At 69.0% G+C, this 25830-nt stretch carries 21 protein-coding genes; 12 read left to right on the forward strand and 9 right to left on the reverse strand.

The features are described 5' to 3' along the window. Window positions 1-32 precede the first annotated feature (32 nt). Together HL658_RS04700 and HL658_RS04705 are read right to left on the reverse strand one after the other, a co-directional pair. On the reverse strand, window positions 33-950 hold the full coding sequence (locus HL658_RS04700; RefSeq protein ID WP_180280686.1) for a DUF58 domain-containing protein: 918 nt from the start codon (window positions 948-950) through the stop codon (window positions 33-35). An 8-nt stretch (window positions 951-958) separates the two neighbouring features. Then, on the reverse strand, window positions 959-1909 hold the full coding sequence (locus tag HL658_RS04705; RefSeq protein ID WP_246337323.1) for an AAA family ATPase: 951 nt from the start codon (window positions 1907-1909) through the stop codon (window positions 959-961). Between the two features lie 145 nt (window positions 1910-2054). On the opposite strand from HL658_RS04705, the gene HL658_RS04710 reads away from it, so the two are divergent. From HL658_RS04710 to HL658_RS04720, 3 genes are read left to right on the forward strand one after another with little or no spacing between them, the layout of a single operon-like run. Continuing rightward, window positions 2055-2606, forward strand: a complete 552-nt coding sequence (locus HL658_RS04710) for a DUF1285 domain-containing protein (RefSeq protein WP_180280688.1) — start codon at window positions 2055-2057, stop codon at window positions 2604-2606. Next, window positions 2603-3214, forward strand: a complete 612-nt coding sequence (locus HL658_RS04715; RefSeq protein ID WP_343055006.1) for a CoA pyrophosphatase — start codon at window positions 2603-2605, stop codon at window positions 3212-3214. The genes HL658_RS04710 and HL658_RS04715 overlap by 4 nt, the downstream gene beginning before the upstream one ends. Continuing rightward, complete coding sequence (locus HL658_RS04720; RefSeq protein WP_180280690.1) at window positions 3211-3489, forward strand: hypothetical protein; 279 nt, start codon at window positions 3211-3213, stop codon at window positions 3487-3489. Before HL658_RS04715 ends, HL658_RS04720 begins: the two co-directional genes overlap by 4 nt. A 19-nt stretch (window positions 3490-3508) precedes the next feature. Here the strand turns inward: HL658_RS04720 and HL658_RS04725 are convergent, their stop codons facing one another. Continuing rightward, window positions 3509-4237 carry a nucleotidyltransferase family protein gene (locus HL658_RS04725; RefSeq protein WP_180280691.1) on the reverse strand — a complete coding sequence of 243 codons (729 nt, stop codon included), beginning with the start codon at window positions 4235-4237 and terminating at the stop codon, window positions 3509-3511. A 192-nt stretch (window positions 4238-4429) separates the two neighbouring features. On the opposite strand from HL658_RS04725, the gene HL658_RS04730 reads away from it, so the two are divergent. The 4 genes from HL658_RS04730 to HL658_RS04745 all read left to right on the forward strand — a co-directional run bounded on the left by HL658_RS04730 (window position 4430) and on the right by HL658_RS04745 (window position 8232). After that, window positions 4430-5680 carry a CCA tRNA nucleotidyltransferase gene (locus HL658_RS04730; RefSeq protein WP_180280692.1) on the forward strand — a complete coding sequence of 417 codons (1251 nt, stop codon included), beginning with the start codon at window positions 4430-4432 and terminating at the stop codon, window positions 5678-5680. 141 nt (window positions 5681-5821) lie between these two features. Further along, window positions 5822-6178, forward strand: coding sequence for a hypothetical protein (locus HL658_RS04735; protein ID WP_180280693.1), 357 nt, complete (start codon window positions 5822-5824; stop codon window positions 6176-6178). Continuing rightward, window positions 6165-6635, forward strand: coding sequence for a hypothetical protein (locus tag HL658_RS04740; protein WP_180280694.1), 471 nt, complete (start codon window positions 6165-6167; stop codon window positions 6633-6635). Before HL658_RS04735 ends, HL658_RS04740 begins: the two co-directional genes overlap by 14 nt. 16 nt (window positions 6636-6651) lie before the next feature. After that, window positions 6652-8232, forward strand: a complete 1581-nt coding sequence (locus HL658_RS04745; RefSeq protein ID WP_180280695.1) for an alkaline phosphatase D family protein — start codon at window positions 6652-6654, stop codon at window positions 8230-8232. A gap of 7 nt (window positions 8233-8239) precedes the next feature. Here HL658_RS04745 and HL658_RS36890 read toward each other — a convergent pair whose 3' ends face one another. The 4 genes from HL658_RS36890 to HL658_RS04765 all read right to left on the reverse strand — a co-directional run bounded on the left by HL658_RS36890 (window position 8240) and on the right by HL658_RS04765 (window position 13092). Then, window positions 8240-8761, reverse strand: a complete 522-nt coding sequence (locus HL658_RS36890; protein ID WP_246337313.1) for an outer membrane lipoprotein — start codon at window positions 8759-8761, stop codon at window positions 8240-8242. A 107-nt stretch (window positions 8762-8868) separates the two neighbouring features. Then, window positions 8869-10581, reverse strand: coding sequence for an adenine deaminase (gene ade / locus HL658_RS04755; RefSeq protein ID WP_180280696.1), 1713 nt, complete (start codon window positions 10579-10581; stop codon window positions 8869-8871). A gap of 79 nt (window positions 10582-10660) precedes the next feature. Beyond that, complete coding sequence (locus HL658_RS04760) at window positions 10661-11668, reverse strand: YcjF family protein (protein WP_180280697.1); 1008 nt, start codon at window positions 11666-11668, stop codon at window positions 10661-10663. A 38-nt stretch (window positions 11669-11706) separates the two neighbouring features. After that, the gene (locus HL658_RS04765; protein WP_246337314.1) at window positions 11707-13092 is read right to left on the reverse strand and encodes a YcjX family GTP-binding protein; all 1386 of its coding nucleotides are present in this window, start codon (window positions 13090-13092) and stop codon (window positions 11707-11709) included. A 413-nt stretch (window positions 13093-13505) separates the two neighbouring features. Here HL658_RS04765 and HL658_RS04770 point away from each other — a divergent pair, with 413 nt between their 5' ends. The 3 genes from HL658_RS04770 to HL658_RS04780 all read left to right on the forward strand — a co-directional run bounded on the left by HL658_RS04770 (window position 13506) and on the right by HL658_RS04780 (window position 16360). Next, the gene (locus HL658_RS04770) at window positions 13506-15950 is read left to right on the forward strand and encodes an EAL domain-containing protein (RefSeq protein WP_180280698.1); all 2445 of its coding nucleotides are present in this window, start codon (window positions 13506-13508) and stop codon (window positions 15948-15950) included. A 66-nt stretch (window positions 15951-16016) separates the two neighbouring features. Beyond that, complete coding sequence (locus HL658_RS04775) at window positions 16017-16181, forward strand: entericidin A/B family lipoprotein (RefSeq protein WP_180280699.1); 165 nt, start codon at window positions 16017-16019, stop codon at window positions 16179-16181. A gap of 11 nt (window positions 16182-16192) precedes the next feature. Beyond that, window positions 16193-16360: a hypothetical protein gene (locus HL658_RS04780; protein ID WP_180280700.1), complete on the forward strand. Its 168-nt coding sequence runs from the start codon at window positions 16193-16195 to the stop codon at window positions 16358-16360. Between the two features lie 15 nt (window positions 16361-16375). On the opposite strand, the gene HL658_RS04785 is transcribed toward HL658_RS04780, so the two are convergent. Further along, window positions 16376-18367 carry an ABC transporter substrate-binding protein gene (locus HL658_RS04785; protein ID WP_180280701.1) on the reverse strand — a complete coding sequence of 664 codons (1992 nt, stop codon included), beginning with the start codon at window positions 18365-18367 and terminating at the stop codon, window positions 16376-16378. A gap of 233 nt (window positions 18368-18600) precedes the next feature. Here HL658_RS04785 and HL658_RS04790 point away from each other — a divergent pair, with 233 nt between their 5' ends. Then, window positions 18601-20904, forward strand: coding sequence for an NADP-dependent malic enzyme (locus HL658_RS04790; protein WP_180280702.1), 2304 nt, complete (start codon window positions 18601-18603; stop codon window positions 20902-20904). A gap of 24 nt (window positions 20905-20928) precedes the next feature. Here HL658_RS04790 and HL658_RS04795 read toward each other — a convergent pair whose 3' ends face one another. Next, complete coding sequence (locus HL658_RS04795; protein ID WP_180280703.1) at window positions 20929-22041, reverse strand: hypothetical protein; 1113 nt, start codon at window positions 22039-22041, stop codon at window positions 20929-20931. Window positions 22042-22499: 458 nt separating this feature from the next. On the opposite strand from HL658_RS04795, the gene HL658_RS04800 reads away from it, so the two are divergent. After that, window positions 22500-25745, forward strand: a complete 3246-nt coding sequence (locus HL658_RS04800; RefSeq protein ID WP_343055007.1) for a DEAD/DEAH box helicase — start codon at window positions 22500-22502, stop codon at window positions 25743-25745. Window positions 25746-25830 lie beyond the last annotated feature (85 nt).

The raw sequence follows: 25830 nt of genomic DNA on the forward strand, positions 1-25830 counted from the left end.
TCCTCTAATCCAGGCGCTGCGTCAGTGTGGGGTCAGACCGCTTCCAGACTCAACGCCCCCCAAAGGCCAAGCAGGGCCGTTTGGGGCGGTTTGTCGGTGCGGTGGGTGGCGAAGCTCCAGCCGGCGGCGCGGGCGAGTGCCGCCAAACCGTCCTGATGGGCGCGCAGCCGTTCGCGGTAGGCGTCGCGCACCGCCTCCACCCGCGGCACCAGAAGCTCCTCCTCCCCCTCGAAGCCTTCGAACTCCACCCGGCCGTCATACGGCAGGGTCTCCTCCGCCGGGTCGAGGATTTGCAGCAGATGACCGCGCAAGCCCCGGCCGGTCAGGCCGGCGATGGTGGCGTGGATCTCCGGCAGGGGCGACAGCAGATCGCCGAACAGCACGACCTGGGCGTGGCGTGGCAGCGGCTCGGGCCTGGGCAGGCCGTCGCCGACGGGGGTGCCGCGCGGGTCGGTCATCAGGGTGGCGATGCGGTTCAGCGCGTTCTTCCCGTGGTCGGGCCGGACACCGGCGTTGAGCAGCGCCACCCGCTCGCCGCCGCGGATCAGCAGAACGGTGAGCGCCAGCAGCAGCAGGTCCGCCCGCTCCCGCTTGGTCGGCAGCGTGGTGGCGGAGCGGTAGTCCATGGAGGCGGAGCGGTCGCGCCACACCCACACGCTCTGCGCCGCCTCCCACTCGTTCTCGCGGACATAGACGGGCTGGGTCTTGGCCGACTGCCGCCAGTCGATCATCGACGGGCTGTCGCCGGGCTGGTAGCGGCGGAACTGCCAGAAGGTTTCCCCCAGCCCGACGCGGCGGCGCCCGTGCACCCCCTGCGCCACCGTGGACGCGACGCGTTCGGCCGCCACCAACAGAGGTGGCAGGCGCGACGCCAGCGTTTCCGCCCGCTGCTGGGCGTTCAGCGCGTCGCGGCCCAGGGTGGAACCGCCGCGCGTGGAGGGACCCGCCATCGGCCGGCTCACATCAGCGGCTTGCAGAGGCGGTCGATCACGTCGTCCAGCGTGATGCCGTCGGCCCGCGCGGCGAAGTTCAACGCCATGCGGTGGCGCAGCACCGGCTTCGCCAGCGCCACCACGTCATCCAGCGACGGAGCGAGACGGCCGTCGAGGGCGGCGCGGGCGCGGCTGGCGAGCATCAGCGCCTGGCTGGCGCGTGGCCCCGGCCCCCAGGCCACATGGCGCTGCACCTCCGGCACATCGGTGCTGTCGGGCCGTCCGCGGCGGACGAGGTCGAGGATCCCCTCGACCACGCCATCGGAGACGGGAATGCGGCGGACGAGGCGCTGCGCCTCCTGCAGGTCGGTCGGGCTCATCACGGTGACCGCCTTCTCCGACTCAACACCGGTGGTGGCGACCATCATCCGGCGCTCGGCGTCGCGGTCGGGATAGGTCACGTCGATCTGCATGAGGAAGCGGTCGAGCTGCGCCTCCGGCAGCGGGTAGGTGCCTTCCTGCTCAAGCGGGTTCTGCGTGGCCAGCACGTGGAAGGGGGTGGGCAGGGCGTGATAGTGGCCGGCCACCGACACCCGTCCCTCCTGCATCGCCTGGAGCAGGGCGGACTGGGTGCGCGGGCTGGCGCGGTTGATCTCGTCCGCCATCAGCAGCTGCGAGAAGACCGGGCCGGGGATGAAGCGGAAGGAGCGGCGTCCGCCCTCACCCTCCTCCAGCACCTCCGAGCCCAGGATGTCGGCGGGCATCAGGTCGGGCGTGCACTGGATGCGCTTCTCGTTCATGCCGAGGATGGTGCCCAGCGTTTCCACCAGCCGCGTCTTGGCGAGGCCGGGCACGCCGATCAGCAGCACATGCCCGCCGGCGAGAAGCGTGCAGAGCGTGAGGTCCACGACCTCCTGCTGGCCGAAGATGATGCGGCCGATCCGGTCGCGCACCATGGCGAGACGGGTGCCCAGCATCTCGATCTCGGCGAGCAGGCGTTGCGGGTCTTCCGTGTTGGCGGAGCGGAGGTCGGTGGCGCTCAAATCCTGCGTCTCCCATTCACGAGGCGGCTGTCGTGACCTATGTGACGAGTATGGCGAAAATAGGTTTCGTAGGCCAACCATGACCGAGGGCCATGCTACAAAGGTCGGTGGTGACGGGGAGGAAGGCAAGCGGCAGCTCATGACGGCCGAAGAACGACGCTATGACATTCGCATCGCGCGCGACGGAACCTGGTTCCACGAGGGCGGACCGATTCGTCGGATCGAGCTGGTGAAGCTCTTCGCCTCGGTTCTGCGGCGGGATGACGCGGGTGATTTTTGGCTTGTCACCCCCGCGGAACGCGGGCGCATACTGGTCGAGGATGCGCCGTTCCAGGCCGTCGAGATGACGGCGAGGGGGGAGGGCCGGGACCAGATCCTCGCGTTCAGGACCAATGTCGACGACTGGGTGGAGGCCGGGCCGGACCACCCCATACGGGTGGACGTGCACCCTGCAACCGGCGAGCCCAGTCCCTATATCGAGATAAGACAGGGGTTGGAGGCGCGCATCGCGCGATCGGTCTTCTACGACCTGGTCGACCGCGCTGTGCCGAACAGCCCGGACAGGGAGGCTGAGATCGGGGTATGGAGCAGGAGGGTCTTCTTCGTGCTGGGCAGGCAGCCTGGCGCGTGACGCTGGACGATGTCAGACGTCGCTTTCCGCGCAGCGAGGCGGCCTCGTTGCGGCCGGACAAGGTGCGCGGCGACCATGACCTCAATCCCGGATTCGGGCCGCCCGATGCGTTGCGCGAGGCCGCCGTCCTGGTTCCGCTGGTGGATCGGGTCGAGGGGCCGACGGTGATCTTCACCCAGCGCACCGCACACCTGACCGCGCACGCCGGCCAGATCAGCTTTCCCGGCGGCCGGCGGGAGACCTACGACCATTCCCCCGAGGACACGGCGCTGCGCGAGACGGAGGAGGAGATCGGGCTGCCCCGCGAGCGGATCGAGATCCTGGGGCGGCTGGACACCTACGTCACGCGCACAGGCTTCCGCGTCACGCCGGTGGTCGGGATGGTGCGGCCGCCGATCGCGTTGGTTCCCGACCCCACCGAGGTCGAGGAGGTGTTCGAGGTGCCGCTGACCTTCATCCTGGACCCCGACAACCCCAAGCGCCACAGCCGGGAATTCATGGGCGGGCAGCGGCATTTCTACGTCTTCCCCTACCAGCAGCGCTACATCTGGGGGGCGACGGCCGGCATGCTGGTCAACCTGCGGGATGTCCTGCGCGAGGCACCGTGAGGATTTTCTTGACGGTCGTGCTGCCGCTGCTGGCGCCGCTTGCGATCTACATCGCCTACGTGACTCTCGTGGAAAGCCACCGGGCCCGCGCGGCAAGGGGCGGCGCATCGTCCGCATGGTGGGCGACGGCGCCATGGCCGTTGCTGGTGCTGGCGGGCGTCGGCTGCGCCGCCGCGGTCGCGGCCGCGCTGGCGCTGACCGGGGGCCAGGATCCGGGAGCCGGATACCGGCCGGCGCGGCTGGAGAACGGGGAGGTCGTCCGCGACCGCCCCTGACGTCTGCGATGAACAGCCCTCAGTGGTGATTGAACACGTGGGCGTGGGTGCTCTTGATGGCGGCGATGGCGGACAGCAGGCTCTTCCGACCCTCGATGTCGCCCGGCGGGTTGCGGAAATAGTCGTAATAGGAGCGGCTGATCGTGGCCGCCTGCTGCCCGGCCGGGGTCATCGGCGCCACCCGGTAGATCTCGTACAGCGCGTGGCCCAGACCGCCTTCCATCTGGTAGGCGGTCTTGATCTTTAGGAAGGTCTTTGGGCCGCAGACCTTGATGAAGCTCATCGCCGACTGCTTGGCGTAGATGATCTGCGGAATGTTGATCTGGATTTCCGCCGGACGGCCGGTCTTGGTGCGGACGAACACCGTGGTCGAGGAGTAGCCGCAGGGGTCCATGGCGCCGCTGACGTCCTTCACCTGCATGACGCTGCCGCCGCGGCTGGCCTGAAAGTAACGGCGCAGTTCGATGAGAACGCCGCGCACCGCCTCCAGCGTCGGGACGATGATGGTGATGCGGGCGACATCCTTGATCTGGTGCCAGTCCCCACCATAGTCGGAAGCCACCTTCTGCGACGCGCGCTCTTCGCTCTTGGTCGGGGCGCGGGCGATGATGGCGCCATATTTTTGTGCCATGAGCTGTCCGAAGGCCGCGATCTCCGCCTCCGCCGCCGCGGCGTCCCGGAAGACGCCCTGCTTGACCTTGTCCTGCGCGCGGGCGGTGACGTCGGCCAGAAGCTGCTTGCTGAACATGGCCTTCCCTCTGCTTCTGGAAGCTCGATCCAATTTTCAATACCTGATTAGCGGTAGAAATCGGTTGATTTCAATTGTAATATGATTACACAATCGTCATTTCTTCCTTTTCGGTACTTTAGCCATTGCAATCAATCGTGGTGCCGTTGAAAAGGCATGAAAGGTGCCGTCGGAGGCCGTAGGCTGCGGGCGATGACCGCCGAACCCGCCGCAACGCTGCCCCCCCAGCCCTGGATGACCGCACCGGAAACCCGGGCCGTGCTCGACGCCTTGGCCGCCGGCCGGGCCGACGCGCGGTTCGTCGGCGGCTGCGTGCGCGATGCCTGGCTCGGGCGCCCGGTGAAGGACATCGACATCGCCACTCACGCCACGCCCGAGCGTGTCATGGAGCTGCTGGCAGCGGCGGGGGTGAAGGCGATCCCTACCGGGATCACGCATGGCACGGTGACCGCCGTGGTCGGGACCGAGCATTATGAGATCACCACGCTGCGCCGCGATGTGGAGAGTTTCGGCCGTCACGCGCGGGTGGCCTTCACCGACGACTGGCGGGAGGACGCGGCGCGGCGCGATCTGACCATGAACGCGCTGTCCTGCACGCCGGACGGTCGCCTCTTTGATCCGTTCGGCGGGCTGGCCGATATGGCCGCGGGCCGCGTGCGGTTCGTGGGTGATCCGCGCCAGCGCATCGCCGAGGATGTGCTCCGCCTGCTGCGCTTCTTCCGTTTCCATGCCCATTACGGGCGCGGCGACCCGGATTCGGCAGCGATGGCCGCGGTCGCCGAGCTGGCGCCGCGGCTGCCCGGCCTGTCCGGCGAACGGGTGCAGGGCGAGCTCTTCCGCCTGCTCACGGCGCCGGACCCCGCCGCCGTCTGGCGTCTGATGGACGATGCCGGCGTGCTGGCGCACCTGCTTCCGGCGGCGACCGACGCGGAGCGTCTGGACCGACTCGCGGCGCTGGAGCGGGTGCTGGGAGACCGGCCGGAGTCGCTTCTCCGGCTGGCCGCGGCGTTGCCGAAGGACCGTGCCACGGCCCTGGCGGTGGCGGAGCGTCTGAAGCTGTCGAACGCCGACCGCGACCGGCTCGCCGCCGCGGCGGAACCGCCACACCCGCTGACCATCGGCGTCGATTCCGCGGTGCGGCGCCATGCACTCTACCGGTTGGGCGATGCCGGACGCTATCGGGATCTGATCCGCCTCGCCGCCACCGACGCGCCGGGGCCGGTCCCCGTTGCCGCGGTGCGCGCGGCGCTCGATGACGCGGCGCTGCTGGACGGCCTGCGCTTTCCCATCGCGGGGCGCGATCTGCTGGCGATCGGCGTGCCGCGCGGCCCGCGGGTTGGCGCCATCCTGGCGGCGGTGGAGAACTGGTGGGTGGCGCAGGATTTCGGCCCCGACCGCGAGGCCTGTCTCGCCCAGGCGCGTCGGATGGGGGCGGAGGGATAGGCTGCAGGCGATACATCCTGCGGCGCACAACAAACAAGTCATAGACAACCCCCGATCATCAGGGGTATCAATCGATCAACGGACAAGCGGGCCAGCGCGAATTTTCCACCGCGAATTCGTCCATCGGATGAGGGGCTTGTGATGAGGAACTCTGTGCGGCGGTTCTCTGTCCTTACGGTTGTGATCGGCCTGTTGCTCGCCGGTGCCACGGCGTCTCCGGCCCATGCCCAGAATGGCGGCGAGAGCAGCTTCATCAGCGCCGACACCGTGATCATCGGTTGCACCGCCGGCGGCGGCGCGTCGGCCTTCGCCGCGGTGCTTCCGCTGCTGACGACGGCCTTCGGTGGCGCCGGGGTGCTCGTCACGCCGGCGGTGGTCGGCGCCTGGACCGGCATCGGCTGCGCGGTCGGCGTGGTCTCCGGTCTGATCGCGATCGGCACCGCCTGGGGCATGGAGACCTGGAACCAGTCGCTGGAGGCCGACGATGCGGCGACGTGACCGGCGCGCGCCGGGCCGTCTGGTGTCCGGCCGGCTGGCATTGGGGGCCGCGGTGCTGGGCGCCGGCTTGGCCATGAGCGCCGGCCCGGCGCGCGCCCAGCAGTCGGAGGTCATCACGCCCTTCTTCGTTGCCATGCTGGCCGGTCCGATCAGCGACGGCGCGTCGGTCATCCTGGTCAAGAAGCGGCCGAATTTCGTCAGCATGGAGACTCCGCTGATCGCCTGCATCTCCGGATTCGGGGCGGGGGCGCTGGCGGCGGCCCTGCCGGCCATGGCGACGGCGGTGGCGTCCGGCGGTCTCCTGGCGCCGGTGTCGGCCGCCTATGTCGGCAGCTACGGCACCTACGGCTGCATCGTGTCGGGCGTGGGCGGCGTGGTCGGGGTGGCGACCGCGGTCGTCATGGAGATGATCGACGGCAAGCCGCATTCCCCCTACGTCGAGATCATCGGGCCGTAACGGCGGAGGTCACCCCATGACAGCGCGTTCCTTCCCGATCGGCCGCCGCGGCTTCATCGCCGGTGCGGCGGCCGGCCTCGTCACCGCGCGTTCGGCGCTGGCTGCACCCGGCATCATCACCGGCGACGCGAGCCGACCGGGCATGCCGTCCGGCGTGCAGACCGCGGATCCCACGGGGGACCGCTGCATGCTCTGGTGTCGGTCGGACCGGCCTTCGCGCATGATGGTGGAATGGGCGACCAACGAGCGCTTCGCCGGTGCGGTGTCCATCGATGGGCCCCTGGCGCTCCAGGACAGCGACTTCACCGGCCGACTGGACCTGACCGGGCTGCCGCCCGGTGCGGACATCTTCTACCGCGTCCGCTTCCAGGACGCGACCGACGTCAACGTCTTCAGCGAGCCGCTCACCGGGCGTTTCCGGACTCCGGGCACCGAACGTCGCAACCTGTCCTTCTGCTTCTCCGGTGACGAGACAGGGCAGGGCTGGGGCATCGATCCGGCCTTCGGCGGGCTGAAGATGTACGACACGATGCTGGCCTTCGCGCCGGACTTCTTCATCCATTCCGGCGACCAGATCTACGCCGACCAGCCGCTGCCGACCGAGGTGAAGCTGGCCGACGGCAAGTTGTGGAGGAACATCGTCACGCCGGCCAAGTCCAAGGTGGCCGAGACGTTGACGGAATTCCGCGGCAACTACGCCTACAACCTGACCGACGAGAACAAGCGCCGCTTCCTGGCCGAGGTGCCGTTGCTGGTGCAGTGGGACGACCACGACGTCAAGAACAACTGGTTCCCCGGACAGATCCACGACGATTCCCGCTACAAGGTGAAGAGCGTGTCGCTGCTGTCGGCCTACGCCCGGCGCGCGATGTTCGATTACAACGCCTTCCGCATCCTGGGCGAGGACCCCGAGCGCACCTATCGCAGCGTGCCCTACGGCCCGTCGCTGGATGTGTTCATGACCGACGTGCGCAGCCAGCGCGGCCCCAACACGCGCAACCGGCAGGGCGAGCCGGGGAGTGCCACCGCCTTCTTCGGCCCGGCGCAGCTTGCGTGGCTGAAGCGGGGGCTGAAGGAATCGAAGGCGGTCTGGAAGGTCGTGGCGTGCAGCCTGCCGATCAGCTACGTCAACGACGATTACAACACCTACATGCCCAAGGGCAGCTTCGAAGGCTGGGCCAACCGCGACGACGGCGCGCCGCTGGGCCGCGAGCTCGAGTTGGCCGATCTGCTGTCCTTCATCAAGGAGAACCGCATCCGGAACGTCGTGTGGGTGTCCGCCGACGTGCATTTCGCCGCCGCCATTCGGCACGAGCCGTCGCGCGCCGGCTTCACCGGGTTCGATCCGTTCTGGGAATTCATCGCCGGCCCGATGCACGCCGGCACCTATGGGCCGAGCACGCTCGACCTCACCTTCGGGCCGGATGTGCGCTACCTCAGCGTACCGGCCGACCTCGCGCAGAACCGCCCGCCGACGGAGGGGCTGCAGTTCTTCGGCCATGCCGCCATCGACGGCCAGACCGACGTGATGACGGTGCGCCTGCACGACATCACCGGCAAGGAACTGAACCGCACCGTCATCGAACCGGAGGTGTAGACCGCCGTCAGTCCACCACCGTGATGCCGGCCGGGCGGTTCACCTGGGTCGGCAGGTGGTCGGCCGGAAGGACGCGGCGATAGCTGCCTGAGGTCTGCACCATCACCCGGTTGCCGGCCTGGAATACGCGGTCCTCCGGCGGCTGGTCCTGCACGATGGTGACGGTGGTGCCATTGGCCAGGGTGACGATGTACTCGATGCCAACGCGGTTGGACATCGACTGCTCGGCCATCGAGCCCAGCAGAGCGCCGGCGATCACGCCGCCGAGGATCGCCGCCGCGTTGCCGGAGCCCTGGCCGACCCCGGACAGGGCGATGCCGCCGGCGGCCGCACCCGCCATCCCGCCGAGCCCGCTGGTCTCACCGCGGATGTCCACCTGGCGGGCCTGGATCACGGTCCCGAATTCGACCACCGAGGAGCGGCCGATGTCGCGCTCCGAATAGCGGCTCTGCCCCTGTGTGGAACAGCCGGCCAGCATTCCCGCCAGCGCCAGCACCGCGACCATCCGAACCGCCGGAAACCTGAACATGCATCCACCGCAGCGTTGATTCCATCCGGGGAGTGGAACCCTGGCAACCCGTGGCTGTCAATGGCCGCAGTCGGCTGGAGGACGTCGGCAGGCCAATTGTCTCCACGTCATCCCTCCACCAGCGCGAACCGGTCGACATCCACCAGCCCCATGTCGGTGATCTTCAGATGCGGGATGACCGGCAGCGGCAGGAAGGCCAGTTGCAGGAAGGGCTCGGCCAGCGGGCAGCCCATCTCCCGCACCGCGGCGCGCAGTGTGCGCAGATGGCGCTCCACCGTCTCGAAAGGCTCCAGGCTCATCAGCCCGGCCAGAGGCAGGGCGATCTCCCCCACCACATGGCCGTTGCGCACGGCGACGAAGCCGCCCTGAAGCTCGATCAGCCGGTTCACCGCGATCGCCATGTCGCCGTCGGTGGCGCCGACCACGCAAAGGTTGTGGCTGTCATGCCCGACGGAGGAGGCCAGCGCCCCTTCCGTCAGCCCGAAGCCGCTGACGAATCCGCGCCCGATGTTGCGGTTGGTGCCGTGGCGGGAGAGCACGCTGACCTTCAGGATGTCGCGCGCGGTGTCGGCAACGGCGCGGCCCTGGATGCGCGGCACCTCCATCCGCCGGTGCTCGGTGAGGATCTTGCCGGGCAGGACACCGATCACCGACCGGGTGGAACCGCCGCCCGCCGGCATCGCGAAATCTTCGGCGGTGACCGGGTCGAGCTTCACGGAGTTCAGCCCGACCGGGACGATCGCCGGCCGTCCGGCGAAGCTGTCCGCCGTCACCACCCGTCCGTTGCGGATCACGCGGTTGACCGCGCAGCCCTCAAGATCGTCTAGCAGCACGAGGTCGGCGCGCTGCCCCGGCGCCACCAGCCCGCGGTCGGTCAGCCCGAAATGCCGCGCGGCGGACCAGGTGGCGGCGCGGTATACGTCCGCCACCGGAGCCCCCAGCCGGATGGCTGTGCGGATGAGGTGGTCGAGGTGCCCCTCCTCCGCGATGTCCAGCGGGTTGCGGTCGTCGGTGCACAGACCAAGGAACGGGGAGGTGCGCGGCCCGATCACCTCCGCCAGCGCGTGCACGTCCTTCGACACCGACCCGTCGCGGATCAGCACCTGCATGCCCTTGCGCAGCTTCTCCATCGCCTCGGCGGCGCTGGTGGTCTCATGGCAGTTGCGCACACCGCAGGAAAGATAGGCGTTGAGATCGCGGCCGGTCACCAGCGGCGCGTGCCCGTCGATGTGGCGGTCCTGGAAGGCCACCAGCTTGTCGAGCACCGCGTCGTCCTTGTGCAGGACGCCGGGGAAGTTCATGAACTCGGCCAGCCCGATGACCTTGGGATGGTCCTTGTGGCGCACGAGATCCGCCGCCTCCAACCGCGCGCCGGAAGTCTCCAGCTCCGTCGCCGGCACGCAGGACGAAAGCTGGACGCGCAGGTCGAGCGCGGTGCCCTCGGCGCAGTCCAGCACGTAGCGCAGCCCCTTGTCGCCCAGCACGTTGGCGATCTCGTGCGGGTCGCAGACGGCGGTCGTGGTGCCGCGCGGCAGCACGCAGCGGTCGAACTCCAGCGGTGTGACGCAGGTCGATTCGCAATGGACGTGGGTGTCGATGAAGCCTGGAACGACGGTCAGCCCGCGCCCGTCGATCTCCTCCACCCCGTCGTACGTGTCGTAGGTGCCGACGATACGGTCGCCGCAGACGGCGATGTCGCTTTCCGCGATCTCGCCGGTCACCACGTTGAGGAACCGCGTGTTCTTGATGACGAGGTCCGCCCTGTCGCGTCCCAGCGCCTGGTCGATCCGCCGCTTCAGCCCGTCCCGCGTGACCGCCATCGCCCGCCCCCGTTCTTTGTCACAGGACAGAGGTGGCGAGCGGCGGCGGGCGCGTCAATCGCGAAGCGGCCGGAGCCGCCTACAGCACCTGCTTCGGCAGGCTCAGCAGCTCGGCCCGGATGCGGCCCAAGCTGGGGCGCGTGTCGGGGGTGAAGGGCACCGGGCGGCAGGTGTGCATGGCGGCCAGCCCGATGCGCGCCGTCAGCAGCCCGTTGATCACGCCCTGGCCGACGCGGGTGGAGATGGCGGCGGCCAGCGAGCCGCCCAGCGCGTCCACCGCGACATGATGCGCGCTCTCGGTCACCCCGGCGACCGCGATGTTGCCGAGCATCCGCCGCAACAGGCGCAACGACCCTACATAGCCGGGACGGGCGCCGTAGAGCGTGGCGATCTCGCGCACCAGCCGCAGGTTCCGCCACAGCACCACCGCGATGTCGAGCAGCGCCGCGGGGCTGAGGGCCGTCGCCAGCGCGGTGTCGCGGGAAGCGCGCAGCACCGTCTGGTAGGCACGGCGGTCGAGCCCGGTCAGCACCTCCCGGTCGATCAGCCGCACCACCTCCGCGTCGTCGTGGGCGTCGGTCACCACGTCCTTCAGCCGGGCCAGATCCAGTTCGAGATCCGGCCGGTCGGTGTAGAGACGGGTCAAGGCCCCGGCGAAGCGGTCGGCACGGCCCAGCTCCATGGTGTGGGACAGCTTGCGGGACTCGCCGCGCAGCTCCTCGATCCGCCGCAGCCGCTTCAGGCTGCGCAGCTCGCGCAGGAGCAGGGCGATGGTGGTGATGCCCGCCACACCGGCCACCAGCGCCACCACCACGCCGAGCGCCATGCTGGTGGCGAAGGCGCGGTTCATCAGGTCGGCGGTGTCGAACCCGACCGCGACGAGGATCAGCAGGGCCACCGCCCCGACCAGCCAGCGCAGCAGCGGTGACCGCGGCGCCGGTCCGGCCACCGGCGGGATGAATTCGGCCTCCGGCATGGCGGCGTCGGGCTCCGCCTCGAAGGGCGGCGGGGGAGGGGCGGGCTCCGGCACGCGGGGTGCCGGCACGGCGCGCGCCGGGTCCAGCTCCATGGGCGGAATCCACTCCATGGGCTCGTCCCTGGGTTCCCGTGGGGGCGTGCGGTCGATCATTCCAGGTAATCCCCGAGCAGGAACTGAAGCGCCTGATCCAGGCGCACATGCGGCAGTCCGCGGCCGTCGCGCCCGGCGTCGGCCGGTGGGCGGAAGGGCATGAAGCGGTAGCTACGGTTGCGGGCCACCGTCATGGCGTCGGCGCCGTCCGGGATCTCGCCCGGATAGAGCACGGTGGGGCGGTCGCGCCCGACCGGCACGCCCTGGATGCAGCGCAGGGTCCGCCCCTCATGCTCGGTCACCACCGTCTCGGTGCATTTGAGCGAGGCGAGCGCCATGGTCTCGACCTGCGCGCCCTCGAAGCGGATGGTCCGCCGCGCCTCGGCGACGAGGCTGTCGAGGATGCCCTTCAGGTTCGGGTGCTGGCTGGAGGCGATGTGGTCGGCCTTGGTGGCGGCGAAGAGCACGCGGTCGATCTTGCTGCCGAACAGCCAGTCCAGCCAGCCGGAGCTGCCGTGGCGGAACGGCTCCAGGCTCATCTCCAGCGCCCGCTTCATGTCGCCCAGCCCCGACACCCCGGCGTTCAGCGCGCCCAGCACGTCGATCAGCACCACCTGCCGGTTCAACCTGGCGAAATGTTCGGCGAAGAAGCGGCGCACGACCGAGGACTTGTACGCCTCGTACCGCGACTCCATCAGCGCCCACAGCGTGCCGCGGCCGCGCCGCTCGCCGGGCAGCGGGCAGAAGGTGAGCAGCGGCGCGTCCTTGAGGTCGCCCGGCTCGACGAACCGGCCGGGCTGGATGATGCTGAGGAAGGACTCGGCCCGCCGGCAGGCGTGCAGGTATTCGGTGTAGAGCGCCGCACCCCGCCGCGCCTCCTCCTCCTCGTCCGGTCCTGCGGGATCGATGGCGGAGAGCCAGCCGCGCCAGTCCACCGACAGCGCGTCACGCGGCGACCGGGCAGCCAGTTCCAGGCTGAGAGCGCTCCATTCCGCGAAGGACTGGCGCAGCATCGGCAGGTCGAGCAGCCATTCGCCGGGGTAATCGACGATGTCGAGGTTGACCGTCGCCACCGACTGCAGGGTCCGCCGCAACGCCGAATTGGGCCGGTAGCGGATGGCGAGCCGGAGCTGGCTGATCCCGGTCGTCGGCTCCGGCCAGTCCGGCTGTGCCGCGGTGATGGTCGCCAGATGCTCCTCGAAGGCGAAGCGGGGCACGTCGGCGTCGGGCTGCGGGCGCAGGCGCGCGGCCTGGAAGCGGCCGGACGCCACCACGTCGAGGAAGGGCAGGCGGCCGGCGCGCAGCAGGTTGTCCACCACCGCGGTCGTGAACACCGTCTTGCCGGCCCGGCGCAGGCCCGTGACACCCAGGCGCACGTCCGCCTCCAGGAAGCGGCCGGCGGTCTCGCCGGCCTGGTCGAACAGGGAATCGAGGAAGGACAAGGCTGTGACCTGGGCTTGTGAACGCGGACGCTCCGTTATATGGGATCGCTCGGTTCAATCAAACGGACGACACGCCGCGCCGGCATACCGGCGACCGGGCGGCTGCGTCCGGCCCCAGGATCCAGTGCCGTCACCCGCATGCAACATCACCGTCCCCGACAAGTAATATTCTCCCGGATCCATGGGCTCGGGCGATTCCCGGTTGATTCCGCGCCGCGAATGTGGAGTAGTGCCTGCACGATCAACGAGCATCGAGCGGGCGGCGGCGTGGCGGCTGTTGAGTTGACCGAACCCGCCGGGACGCGGCTCCTTACCGAACCCATCGTCTGGCGCATCTCGTGATCGAACGACCCAACGCAAATCCCGAACAAGCCTTTCCACCGTCGGCGGACGGTGACACCGTTCCAGGGCGCGTGCCTCTGCGCAAGCGTCTGTCCTACAAACAGGCGCGCAACACCGTCCTGCTGACGCTGCTGCTGGGGCTGGTGCTGACCACGGGCCAGGTGTTCGTCGGCCTGTTCCAGCTCGAACAGCGGTCGGACGAGCTGGTCGGGCAGTTCCTGAAGACGATGCAGGAACCGGCGGCGGAGGCGGCCTACACCTTCGACCGCGCGCTGGCGTCGCGGGTGCTGAACGGCCTGTTCGAGCACCGGCCGATCCGTCGCGCGGAGATCCGCGATGATTTCGGAGCGACGCTGGCGATGCAGGAGCGACCGCCGGCGGTCGGCCGCTTGGGCTGGCTGGCCGACCTGTTGATCCAACCGGATCGCTCCCACTCCATCCCGCTGGTCGTCGCCCGGCGGATGCAGACGGTGGGCGAGCTGCGCGTGACCATCGATCATACGGTGATCGCCGAGGAATTCTCCAGCCGCGCTTCGGTGCTGATCGGGGCGGGAGCCCTGTGGACGGCCGGGCTGGCGGTGATTCTGGTCGTCATGTTCTACCTGTCGGTCACCCAGCCGTTCCTGCGCCTGTCCACAGCGGTCGCCGGCGTGGACCCTGACCGGCCGGCCGACCAGCTCCTCCCCATTCCGCGGGAGCATGCGGAGGACGAGCTGGGCATCCTCGTCCGCTCCATCAACCGGCTGCTCCTGCGCCTCGGCCACACCCTGGAACGCCACAAGGAGGCGGAGGTCGCGCTGCGCGACAGCGAAGGGCGGCTGAAGCTGGCGGTGACCGCCACCCGCTCCGGCGTGTGGGACGCCGACCTGCGCACCGGCGCCTCCTGGTGGTCGCCGGAATTCATCGACATGCTGGGCTACGACCCCGGCGAGCTGGCGGGCCGGATCGGCACCTGGGAGTCGCTGATCCACCCGGACGACCTGCCCTGGACCATGGATTTGGTCGACCGCTACCTGCGCGGCGAGGTGTCGGAGTACGAGCCGGTCTACCGTATGAAGCGCAAGGACGGCTCCTGGATGTGGATCGAAGCCAAGGGGCGCTGTCTGCGCGACTCCCTGGGCGAGGCCTACCGCTTCACCGGCACCATGGCCGACGTGACGGAGCGCAAGCGGTTCGAAGAGCAGCTCATGTACATGGCGACGCACGACCCGCTGACCGGTCTGCCGAACCGCACGCTGGTGCAGGACCGGCTGTCGCACGCCATGGGTCTGTGCCGGCAGAAGGGCACGCGGCTCGCCATCCTGTTCATCGACCTCGACCGCTTCAAGCTGATCAACGACAGCCTCGGCCACAACATCGGCGACGGGCTGCTGAAGGTGATCGCGAAGGCCATCGTCGGGGCGGTGCGCCCGACCGACACCGTGGGCCGGCTGGGCGGTGACGAGTTCCTGGTCATCGCGGAGGACCTGGGCGACCCGCAGGACGCCGCCCGCATCGCCGGTGCGATCACGGCGGCGGTGTCGAAGCCGGTGATGGTGCAGGAACGCTCCCTGTTCGTCACGCCGTCGATCGGCATCAGCGTCTATGACGGCAGTGGCAGCAGCGACGTGCCGGCCATGCTGCGCCACGCCGATTCGGCCATGTACCGGGCCAAGGCAGGCGGGGGCAACGGCTACCGCTTCTTCGTGCCGGAGATGAACGCCGAGGCGGTGGCGCGGCTGGCGCTGGAGAACAGCCTGCGCGAGGCGGTGGAGACCGGGCAGTTCCTCGTCTACTACCAGCCCAAGGTGGACGTCGCCACGCTCCGCCCGGTCGGTCTGGAGGCGCTGATCCGCTGGAAGCACCCGGAGCGCGGCTGGGTGTCACCGGCGGCCTTCATTCCGGTGGCCGAGGAGATGGGGCTGATCAACGTCATCGGCGAATGGGTGATGACCCAGGCCCTGCGGCAGGTCGCGGAGTGGGAGGGGCGCGGCATCGAGCCGCTGCCGATCGCGGTCAACATCTCCGTCCGCCAGCTCATCGACCGCTCGGTGGTCGAGACGGTGCGCGGAATCCTCTTCGCGGAAGGGGCGAACCCGCGCTGGCTGGATCTGGAGATCACCGAGTCCATCATGATGGACAATCTGGAGACCATCGTTGACGCGCTGCGGGCGCTCCGCGATCTCGGGCTGCGCATCGCGGTGGATGATTTCGGGACCGGCCATTCCTCGCTCGCCCTGCTGCGCAGCCTGCCCATCACCTCGCTGAAGGTGGACCGGTCCTTCCTCAACGACGTGACCACCAAGGCCGACGACGCGGCCATCGCCGCGACCATCATCGCCATGGGGCAGAAGCTCGGCCTGACGGTGGTCGCCGAGGGGATCGAGCGGGATGATCAGCTCGACTTCCTGCGCGACCACGGGTGTCATCAGGCCCAGGGTTTCCTGATCGCCCGCCCGATGCCGGCGGACGCCCTGGAGCGGCGTTTCGTGCGGAACGGCCGCTGGGTCGCCGAAGTCGAACCCGCCGCCGTCTGACGCGGGAACCAACACAACCCCGCGCCCGTTCACCTGAAGACATGCAACCCTTCGGGAGACGGCGTCATGACCCGCGCCAAGGTGTTCCCCTACCATCAGGTGATGCTCGCCGGCCTCGTGCTGATGAGCGCGGTGATCCTGTCCGGCTGCAACACGGTCGAGGGCCTCGGCGAGGACGCCCAGAGCGGCGGTCGCGCGATCGAGAACACCGCCCAGGACGCGGCGGATTGAGAGGAGAGGGCATGAGCGATCCGATGACCCCCGGCACGCCGGAAATTCCGCCCAATCCGGCGCCCAGCACGCCGGATCCGACCGTTCCGCCGCCAACGGCGCCCGAGACGCCCCCGGAGATTCCGCCGCCGCTGGGCGAGCCGTCGCCTCCGGACATCCAGCCGCCGACCCGCGCCTGACCGGCAGGCCTGCCGTCACCGCCGCTCGATGAAGAAGAGCGGCGGGTTGGCGGGGGCGGGGGCTGGATACAGCCAGGTTTCGAACATCACCTTGGGGATGTTGCGGAAATCCGTCCGCACGACGCCGCGGCCGGCGTCGGGCAACGACACGCCGATCGTGAAGAACTCCTCGGCCGCGATGTCGAGCACATCGCCCATCATGCGGTGCTGGGCGTCGGCATCGGCCACGCCCTTGATCCGCTCATAGGTTTCGATCTGACGGATGACCGACGGTGGCGGATTCACCGCCTGCGGGTCGCTGCTGTTCATGGCCCAGCGCGCCCAGCCCGGGGCGAAGTAGCTGCTCCAGTTCAAGGGCGCGAAGGCGTAGGCGTCGAGCAGCGCGTCGAAGCCCCCTTCCGGATGTCCGACCATCGCGTCGAAGTCGTTCGCCTGGATGCGGTTGTGGGTGTCCGCCCGGTCCACGAGCGCGATCCCGGCGTCAATGCCGGCCCGGCGCCATTGCCGCGCCACCAGTGCCATGGCCTTGCGGGAGTCGGGTCGGTCGCGGCGCACCAGAACCGTGAAGGACAGCGGGCGCCCGTCCGGCAGCAGGCGCAGCCCGTCGGCATCGGGCCGGTCCAGGCCGAGCCCGCCAAGGATCGCGTTGGCCCGATCCGGGTCATGGTCCAGATACTGGTGCGCCAGCCTTTGGTGGTAGTACCTGGATTCCGGACGCGGCGCGATCTGATAAGGCTCCCCCTTGCCGCCGAAGACCTCGTCGATGATCGCGCGGCGGTCGATCAGCAGCGACAGCGCCACACGGAAGTTCCGCTGCTGCAACAAGGTCCGCCACACCGGATCCCGATGCGTGAGGTTGAAGACGATCGGAACGGTATTGGCGTCGGTCGGAAGCAGCGGCAGCGCGCGGTACCGGTTGCCGCCCTCGGCGAGCGCCCGGGCCGCGAGGTCGTTGACCACGAAGTGACGCGCCTGAAGCCCCACGCGCCCGGCCCGCACCAGGACCGGGAGTTCGGCGGCGGACGTGGTGAGCGCCGTTTCGATCCGGTCGATGTAGGGCAACTGCCCGCCGGTGGAATCGATCTTCCAGTAATACGGATTGCGTTCGGCAACCAGCACCGGCGGCGATCCGGCCTCCAGCCGGTCGATCACCCAGGCTTCGAGGGTCGGCACCGGCTCCGCCGGCAACGAGGCGGTGCCGTCCGCGTCCCGCCGGCGCAGCAGGGCGTCCGGACCGGACGGCGCGCGCAGAAGCTGGGATTTGATCAGGAACCGCTCGACCCAGTCGCGATACCCCTCCGCCTTGGCTTCCCGGTCGGCGTCCGGGTTGTAGCGGAGGTGATAGCGGGTGAGCGCGTGCTTGGGCAGGTCGGTCGGCCCGCGTTCCATCTGCCCCGCCGCGAGCTGCAGGGGGAACAGGCTGTTGGGTGCCGGGAAGGTGAAACGCAGCGTGTGCGCGTCCGGCGTTTCCAGCCGGGCGCCGGCAACGGGGCTGCGCAGGATGCTGGGGGCCGCGGCCGTGATGTCGGGGTTGTTCAGGACATCCTCGAACCAGAACACCACATCTTCGGACGTCATTGGCCGCCCGTCCGACCAGCGCAGCCCGCGGCGCAGCCGGAAGGTGAAGCTGCTGGCGTCGGCGTTCGATTCGAAGGATTGTGCGACATTCGCAACAACCCGCGTCCACATCGGATCCCAGCGCACCAACGGCTCGTAGCCGATGGTGCGGTAAAGCAGAAGCCCATCGTAGCGACTGACCATCGCCAGCCCCCAGCTTCCGCCATAATCGCCGGGCCGGTCCAGCGGCTGGAGGAGCATGGGATTGTCCGGCAGCCGGCGTTCCACCGGTGGAAGACTTCCCGCTGCCACCCGTTGCGCCAGGACCGGCGCCTCGCGGAAGAACTGCGCACCGGCATAGGCCGGACTGAGCGAGCACAGCACCGCGACCGCCGCACCGAGCCGGCGGCGACCGCCCCCTGTTCCTGCGGTTCCCCCATTGTAGAGCATTCGCTTCCTTCCTGCTCGCTGTGCGTGAGCATACAGGAACCCGCGCCATGTCCGGAAGCGCACGGATTGAATCAAATCCACCATCAAATCTGGCGCTTTCCAGGACGCCGCGGTACGGCTCCGATGACGTTCTCCCGTTCCCGCCCGCCGTCATATGCGGTATAAGCGCGGGGGGAGAATCGGCGTGCGGTCGAATTAACCGAAAACCAGTTAATAGGGATGGAGAAAGGCTCATGACGGGCGATCTGGATGCCATGGCGCTCGAATATCACCGTCGTCCGCGACCCGGCAAACTCGCCATCGTCGCGACGAAGCCGATGGCGAACCAGCGCGACCTGGCGCTTGCCTACTCCCCCGGCGTGGCCGCCGCCTCCATGGCGATCGCCAAGGATCCCGCGCAGGCCGCCGAGCTGACGGCGCGCGCGAACCTCGTGGCCGTGGTCACCAACGGCACCGCGGTGCTGGGGCTCGGCAACATCGGGCCGCTGGCCGCCAAGCCCGTCATGGAGGGCAAGGCCGTCCTCTTCAAGAAGTTCGCCGGCATCGACTGCTTCGACATCGAGATCGCCGAGACGGACGTAGACGCCCTGATCGACACCATCGCCCGGCTGGAGCCCAGCTTCGGCGCCATCAATTTGGAGGACATCGCCGCCCCCGCCTGTTTCGAGGTGGAGCGGCGCCTGCGCGAGCGCATGCGCATCCCGGTGTTCCACGACGACCAGCACGGCACCGCCATCGTGGTGGGGGCCGCGGTCCTCAACGGGCTGAAGCTGGTCGGCAAGGAGCTCGGGGACATCAAGGTGGTGTCCACCGGCGGCGGTGCGGCGGGGATCGCCTGCCTGGACCTGCTGGTGATGCTGGGGATCAAACGCGAGAACGTGTGGCTGGTCGATCTCGCCGGTGTGGTCCACAAGGGCCGCAACGAGCAGATGAACCCCTTCAAGGACGCCTACGCCCGGGACACGGACAAGCGCACCCTGGACGAGGTGATCGACGGCGCGGACCTGTTCCTCGGCCTGTCCGGGCCGAAGGTTCTGAAGCCCGAGATGGTCAAGCGCATGGCGACCAATCCGCTGATCCTGGCGCTCGCCAATCCCGAGCCGGAGATCATGCCCGACCTGGCGCGCGAGGTTCGGCCCGACGCCATCATCGCCACCGGCCGGTCGGACTTCCCCAACCAGGTCAACAACGTGCTGTGCTTCCCCTTCATCTTCCGCGGGGCGCTCGACGTGGGCGCCACCACGGTGACGGAGGAGATGAAGGTCGCCGCCACCCACGCCGTGGCCAACCTCGCCCGCGCCGAGCCGTCGGACGTGGTGGCCGCCGCCTATGGCGGGGAAGAGCTGCGCTTCGGCCCGGACTACATCCTGCCCAAGCCCTTCGACCCGCGGCTGATGATCGAGGTGTCGTCGGCGGTCGCCAAGGCGGCCATGGACAGCGGCGTCGCCACCCGGCCGATCGCCGATTTCCACGCCTACCGCGAAGTGCTGGCGCAGCATGTGTTCCGCTCCGGCCTCGTGATGAAGCCGGTGATGACCAAGGCCAAGCAGGCGCCCAAGCGTGTCGTCTACACCGAGGGCGAGGACGAGCGCGTGCTGCGCGCCGCCCAGGTTGCGGTCGATGAGAAGATCGCCGAGCCGATCCTGATCGGCCGTGGCGACATCATCGAGAAGAAGATCGCCGAGCTGGGGCTGCGCCTGAAGCCGGGCAAGGATGTCGAGGTGATCGAGGTCATCCGCGACCTGCGCTATCACAATTACTCCGAAATCTACCGCCGCCTGATGGGCCGGCGCGGCGTGTCGCCGACCCACGCGGCCAACGTCGTGCGCACCCAGCCCACGGTGTTCGGCGCGCTGATGGTGCGGCGGGGCGAGGCGGACGCCATGGTCTGCGGCACGACCGGCCGCTATGGCGACCATTACCAGCACGTGATGGACATCATCGGCCTGCGCAAGGGCGCCAAGACCGCGGGCGCCATGAACCTGCTGATCCTGGAGAAGGGCACCTACTTCCTCTGCGACACCTACGTGAACCCCGACCCGACCGCCGAGCAGGTGGCGGAGATCGCGCGGCTGGCGGCGGAGGAGGTGCGGCGGCTCGGCATCGAGCCGAAGGTGGCGCTGCTCTCCCACTCCAATTTCGGCAGCGCCGACACGCCCAGCGCCCGCAAGATGCGCAAGGCCTACGAGCTGATCGCGGCGGAAATGAACGACCTGGAGGTGGACGGCGAGATGCACGCCGACGCCGCCCTGTCGGAGGCCATCCGCAACCGGGTGCTGCCGGACTCGCGGCTGCGGGGGGAGGCGAACCTGCTGGTCATGCCGACGCTGGACGCCGCCAACATCGCCTTCAACATGCTGAAGGTGCTGGGCGACGCGCAGAATGTCGGACCGATGCTGCTGGGCGCCGGCCGGCCCGTGCACATCGTCACGCCGTCGGTGACAGTGCGCGGCCTTCTGAACATGACCGCGGTCGCCGTGGTCGATGCCCAGCTCGCCGCACCGGTCAACGCCGCGCCGCGGCCGGCAGCCGAGTAACCGGGGTAGGGCAGGGGCGGGCGGTCAGAAGGCTGCCCGCTGCTCCCGCCGGCGGTCCAGCGCCACATCGAACTGGCGCAGCATGTCGTACATCGACTCGAAGAACAGCTTCTTGTCCACCGCCTGCCGCATGAAGCGGCTGTAGGTGTGGACGAGGCTGTTCAGCGCCGAGATGCAATAGCCCATCAGCCAGTATTTCTGCCGCACCGTGCGCAGGAATTCGCGGAACGGGTGCGGGTTGCCTTCCATGAAGGTGCGGAAGCAGGTCTCGTACTCGCCGAGGATCGAGCGGATATCGTTCAGCGCCCCCTCGATCTGCTTGCCGACCTTCTCGATGTACATGAGCAGGTTGGTTTCGAACATCTTGTGCGCGCGCAGGTCGATGGGCAGGCAGTCCGGCGACTTCAGCCATTTCACGATGTTCCGGATGGGCGGGGCCAGCCGGCGGAGCTGGTATTCGTAGAAGGTGATCCCCTTCCAGGCGCCGAACACCGGCTCGGCCTCCGACTGCTCGATGCCGAAGGCGGTGACGAACAGGCGTGCTTCCGGCATGTCGGTGTGCCAGATGGCCTGCAGGAAACGCTCGATGCGCTGGCCGACCCCCTCCGGAATGCCGAGCGCCTTGCGGATGATCGGCTCGATCCGGCCGCCGATCAGCAGGCGGATTTGCGCCTCCTCGTCCTCGTTGATCTTCAGGTAGCGCGGATCGATGGAGAGCCGCTCCGCCTCGAATCCGATCTTCAGCAGGAAGGCGTCCAGCGACGGGATGCTGTCGATGGCGTCGAGCACGGCGAGGTCGTGCAGCGTCGCCTCTTCCTGGCTGGCCATGTCGATCCCAAACAGCTCGTCCAGGACTGCCTTGTAGTTCTTGCCTCGCATGTAGACGGCGTAACCGCCGGCTCGCGGCGCCGTCGTGGTGTGCGGAACATACAGTCCCGTCTCGATGGGCCGGACGAACACCTCGCTGGGAAGCATATCCTCCGATGATTCCGCCGCCGAGTCGAGCTCGTCATTGAAATTCGGGTACTTGAAGACAATGCAGTTGTTCAGCGCCGCGGTTTTGAACAGCAGTTTCTCAGGCTCAATGCCTTGGCTGAGCTGCAGGACGTGGAAGGATACGCTCGATCCACCGGTCATGATTTGTTCAAGGATGGGCGACGTACTTTCGCTCTTCCGATCCTTGCGGCGGTTGGGAGGCATCATGGCCGAGGATACTCCTTCACGACGAGATACGCTGTACCCGACACCGCTTCGGAAATGACGTGTCGAGCATCCTGGTCTCCACAACCAGAAATACAATGCCTCAAATTTGATTCATTTATTACCCTAGACTGATACCTTTATTCGGTCAACAGCGGTTTTGTGAGCAAACTAACCGCTGTTCATTTTAATTAACCAAGTTTATTTACGATTTTTTCATAGCCGCCTTTCGTTCGTGTGCGCTGCAGCGTGAAGGAACCGCGGCGGATGACTGGATTGTCGGCGCAAGGGTGGCTTTGCCGCTCCGCAGGCACTATGGTGCCGGGTTCCCGTTCCCCACTCCCCCGGTCCGGATGCCTTCGTCACTGCCTGCCCTGTTCGATTCCCCGCCACCCGTGGCGGCTCCCTTCGCCGAGGAGGATCTGGCGCGCGTCTTCGAGGCGCGGACGCTGCGGCGCGGGCGCGATCTGGTGCTTGCCGGCGCGGTGCGGATCGCCCGTGGACCGGGGCGGGTCGAGGCGCGCGTGACCGATCTGGGCCGCGAGCTGGCGGTGATGGTGGCCCCGGTCTCGCGCGGGCGCCGGGTCGCCTTCGACCGGACCTGCGGCTGCGGACGGCCGGGCTGCGCCCACATGGCCGCCGCGGCACTGGCTGCGCTGGACGCATGGCCGGAGTGGCGGCGCACCTCGCTGCTCGATCTGATGGGTGAGTCGTCCGCCCCGCCTCCTACTGCGGCGCCGGTTCCGGCGGCGGCCAGAATGCCCGTGCGGCCTTCCGCATTGGCGCCGGTGCCGCGCCCGGTCCTGCACAGCGTTCTGTGGCGGCTGGAGCCGGGCAAGGACGACGTTGCGCTGTACGTCGCCGCCAGCCTCGTGCCGACCAGCGGCCCGGGAGCCGGGGAGGGGGAACCGGCGTCGCCGCGCGACGTGCTGGAACGGGCCGCTCCCGACGCCGAGGAGGATCGCAACATCGCCCGCCTGCTCGGCGGCGGCGGTGTGGTGCGCACACCCGTCCTGAAGGTGCGGCGGGATGCGGTCGACCGCATCCTGCGCGCCCTGCTGGCAACCGGCCGGCTGCGCTGGCACCGCGGTGGGCGGTTGGTCGAGGGGCCACCGCGGGCGCTCCGCGCCTTCCGCGACCAGAAGACCGGCAAGCTGCGGCCGAGCGGGTTGGCGCCCGGATCCGTCCTGGTGCGCGGGCTCGCCTATTGGTGCATCGATGCCAAGGCCGGGCAGATCTGCCCGATCGAGCTTCAGGTGGTGGATCTGCCGAAGCCGAAAGCGCCGGTGGTCGCCGCGTCCCCCGTGCCGGTGCCGGCGCACCTGCGCCCCGACCCGCCCGCCGCGGCGCCGCGGGCCGGTGGCGGCGACGCGGCGCGCATCGTCGAGCGCACACCGAGCGTGATCGCGCGGCTGGGCCGCGTGGTGTCGCCGTCCGACGGGCTGGTGGATGTGCTGCGCCTGTCCTTCGACTATGGCGAGGACGGAACCCCGGTCGAGATCGACGCCGACGACCAGCGCCAGTTCGCCCGCGCCGAGGATGTGGACGGCTCGCCCCTGTTCATCCGCCGCGACCGTGATCTGGAGCAGGAGGCTCTCCAGCGCCTCGCCACGCTGGGATTCGCCCAGGCCCGCATCGATCCGCCGAAGGGTTCGCTCAACCCCCGCGGCGCCCGCGTGCATTGGCTGACCGGGCGCGATGTCGCCGAGCGCTGGCAGGACTTCATGGCCGTCCAGGCACCGGCCCTGCGCGCCGATGGCTGGGTGGTGGAGATCGGGGCCGATTTCGGCGCCCGCGTGGTGGAGCCGGGCGGGGAGGTGGCGGTCGCGGTCCGCGACGCCGGCGACGGCTGGTTCGACCTGGACGTGGGCGTCGAAATCGACGGCGAGCGCCGCCCTCTGCTGCCGATTCTGGCCGGCTTGGTGGAGCGCGGCGGGATGAGCGCTGCCCGCGTGATCGACGGTCGCGCCCATGTGGTGCTGGAGGACGGCTCGGTGCTGGCCCTGCCGGCCGACCGGGTGGAGCGGCTGCTCAGCGTGGTGGAGGCAATGATCGATCAGGCGCGCCGGGTGGACAACACCCTGCGCGTGCCGCTGGCCGAGGCCGACGCGCTGGTCGATATCGACGATCTGATCGCCCGGCGCCCCGACAGCGCGCGGCAGATCACCGCCTTCCTCGACCGCATGCGGGCCGACGAGCCGCTGCCGGAGGTTCCCGTCCCCTCCCGCTTCCGGGCCGAGCTGCGCGATTACCAGCGCGCCGGACTGGCGTGGCTGCAGGGGCTGCGGGCGGGCGGGGTGGCCGGCATCCTAGCCGACGACATGGGCCTCGGCAAGACCGCGCAGACCCTGGCGCACATCGCGGTGGAGCATGACGCCGGGCGGCTGGACGAGCCCTGCCTGATCGTGGTGCCGACCAGCCTCGTCCCCAACTGGGTGGCGGAGGCGAAGCGCTTCACGCCGCACCTGTCGGTGCTGGTCCTGCACGGGCTTGAGCGGCACGGGCTGCACGGAGAGACCGACCGCGCCGACATCGTGGTGACCACCTACGGTGTGGTCGCCCGCGACCTCGAGGTGATGAAGCGGCGGACGTGGCACATGATCGTGCTGGACGAGGCGCAGGCCATCAAGAACCCGGACAGCAAGGCCACCCGCGCGGTCTGCGACCTGAAGGCGCGGCACCGGCTCTGCCTGTCCGGCACGCCGGTGGAGAACAATCTGGGTGAACTGTGGAGCCAGTTCGCCTTCCTGATGCCGGGGCTGCTGGGCGACCGCAAGGATTTCCAGAAGCGTTTCCGCAACCCCATCGAGAAGCGCGGCGACGCCACCCGCGCCAGCCTGCTGCTGCGCCGCATCCGTCCTTTCCTGCTGCGCCGGACCAAGGCCGACGTCGCCAAGGAACTGCCGCCCAAGACCGAGGTCATCCGGCGCATCGAGCTGGATTCGGCCCAGCGCGACCTCTACGAGGCGATCCGCCTGTCGGTGCACGAGAAGGTGCGCGCGGCCATCGCCGCGGCCGGCATCCAGCGCAGCGCCATCACCGTGATCGACGCGCTGCTGAAGCTGCGGCAGGTCTGCTGCGACCCGCGTCTGGTCAAGGTCGCCAACGACGTGACCGACAGCGCCAAGCTGCAAAGCCTGATCGACATGGTGGAGGAGATGGTGCCGGAGGGGCGCCGGATCCTGGTCTTCTCCCAATTCACCTCGATGCTCGACCTGATCAAGGCGGAATTGGACCGGGTGGGCATCGCCTATGTGGAGCTGACCGGCCGCACCCGCGACCGGGCGGAGCCGGTGGCCCGTTTCCAGCGCGGCGAGGTGCCGGTCTTCCTGATCAGCCTGAAGGCCGGCGGGCGCGGCCTGAACCTGACGGCGGCCGACACGGTGATCCACTACGACCCGTGGTGGAACCCGGCGGCGGAGGACCAGGCGACCGACCGCGCCTACCGCATCGGCCAGGACAAGCCGGTCTTCGTCTACAAGCTGATCGCCACGGACACGGTGGAGGAACGCATCCTCGACCTGCAGCGCCGCAAGGGAAACCTGACCGCCGCCACCATCGAGGGCACCGGCACCCTGACCGGCGCGCTGGAGGATGGCGACATCGATTACCTGTTCCAGAAAGCGGAAGGGGAGGGGTGACACCCGTCAGGCGCATTCCACTTTCCGCACGCCGCTGTCCCACCGCCGCGGGTGTGACGGGAGGTCGCGAGCAACGCCGGCACCG

Source organism: Azospirillum oleiclasticum, from assembly GCF_013423485.1.
In the GTDB taxonomy this organism is placed as follows: Bacteria; Pseudomonadota; Alphaproteobacteria; order Azospirillales; family Azospirillaceae; genus Azospirillum; species Azospirillum oleiclasticum.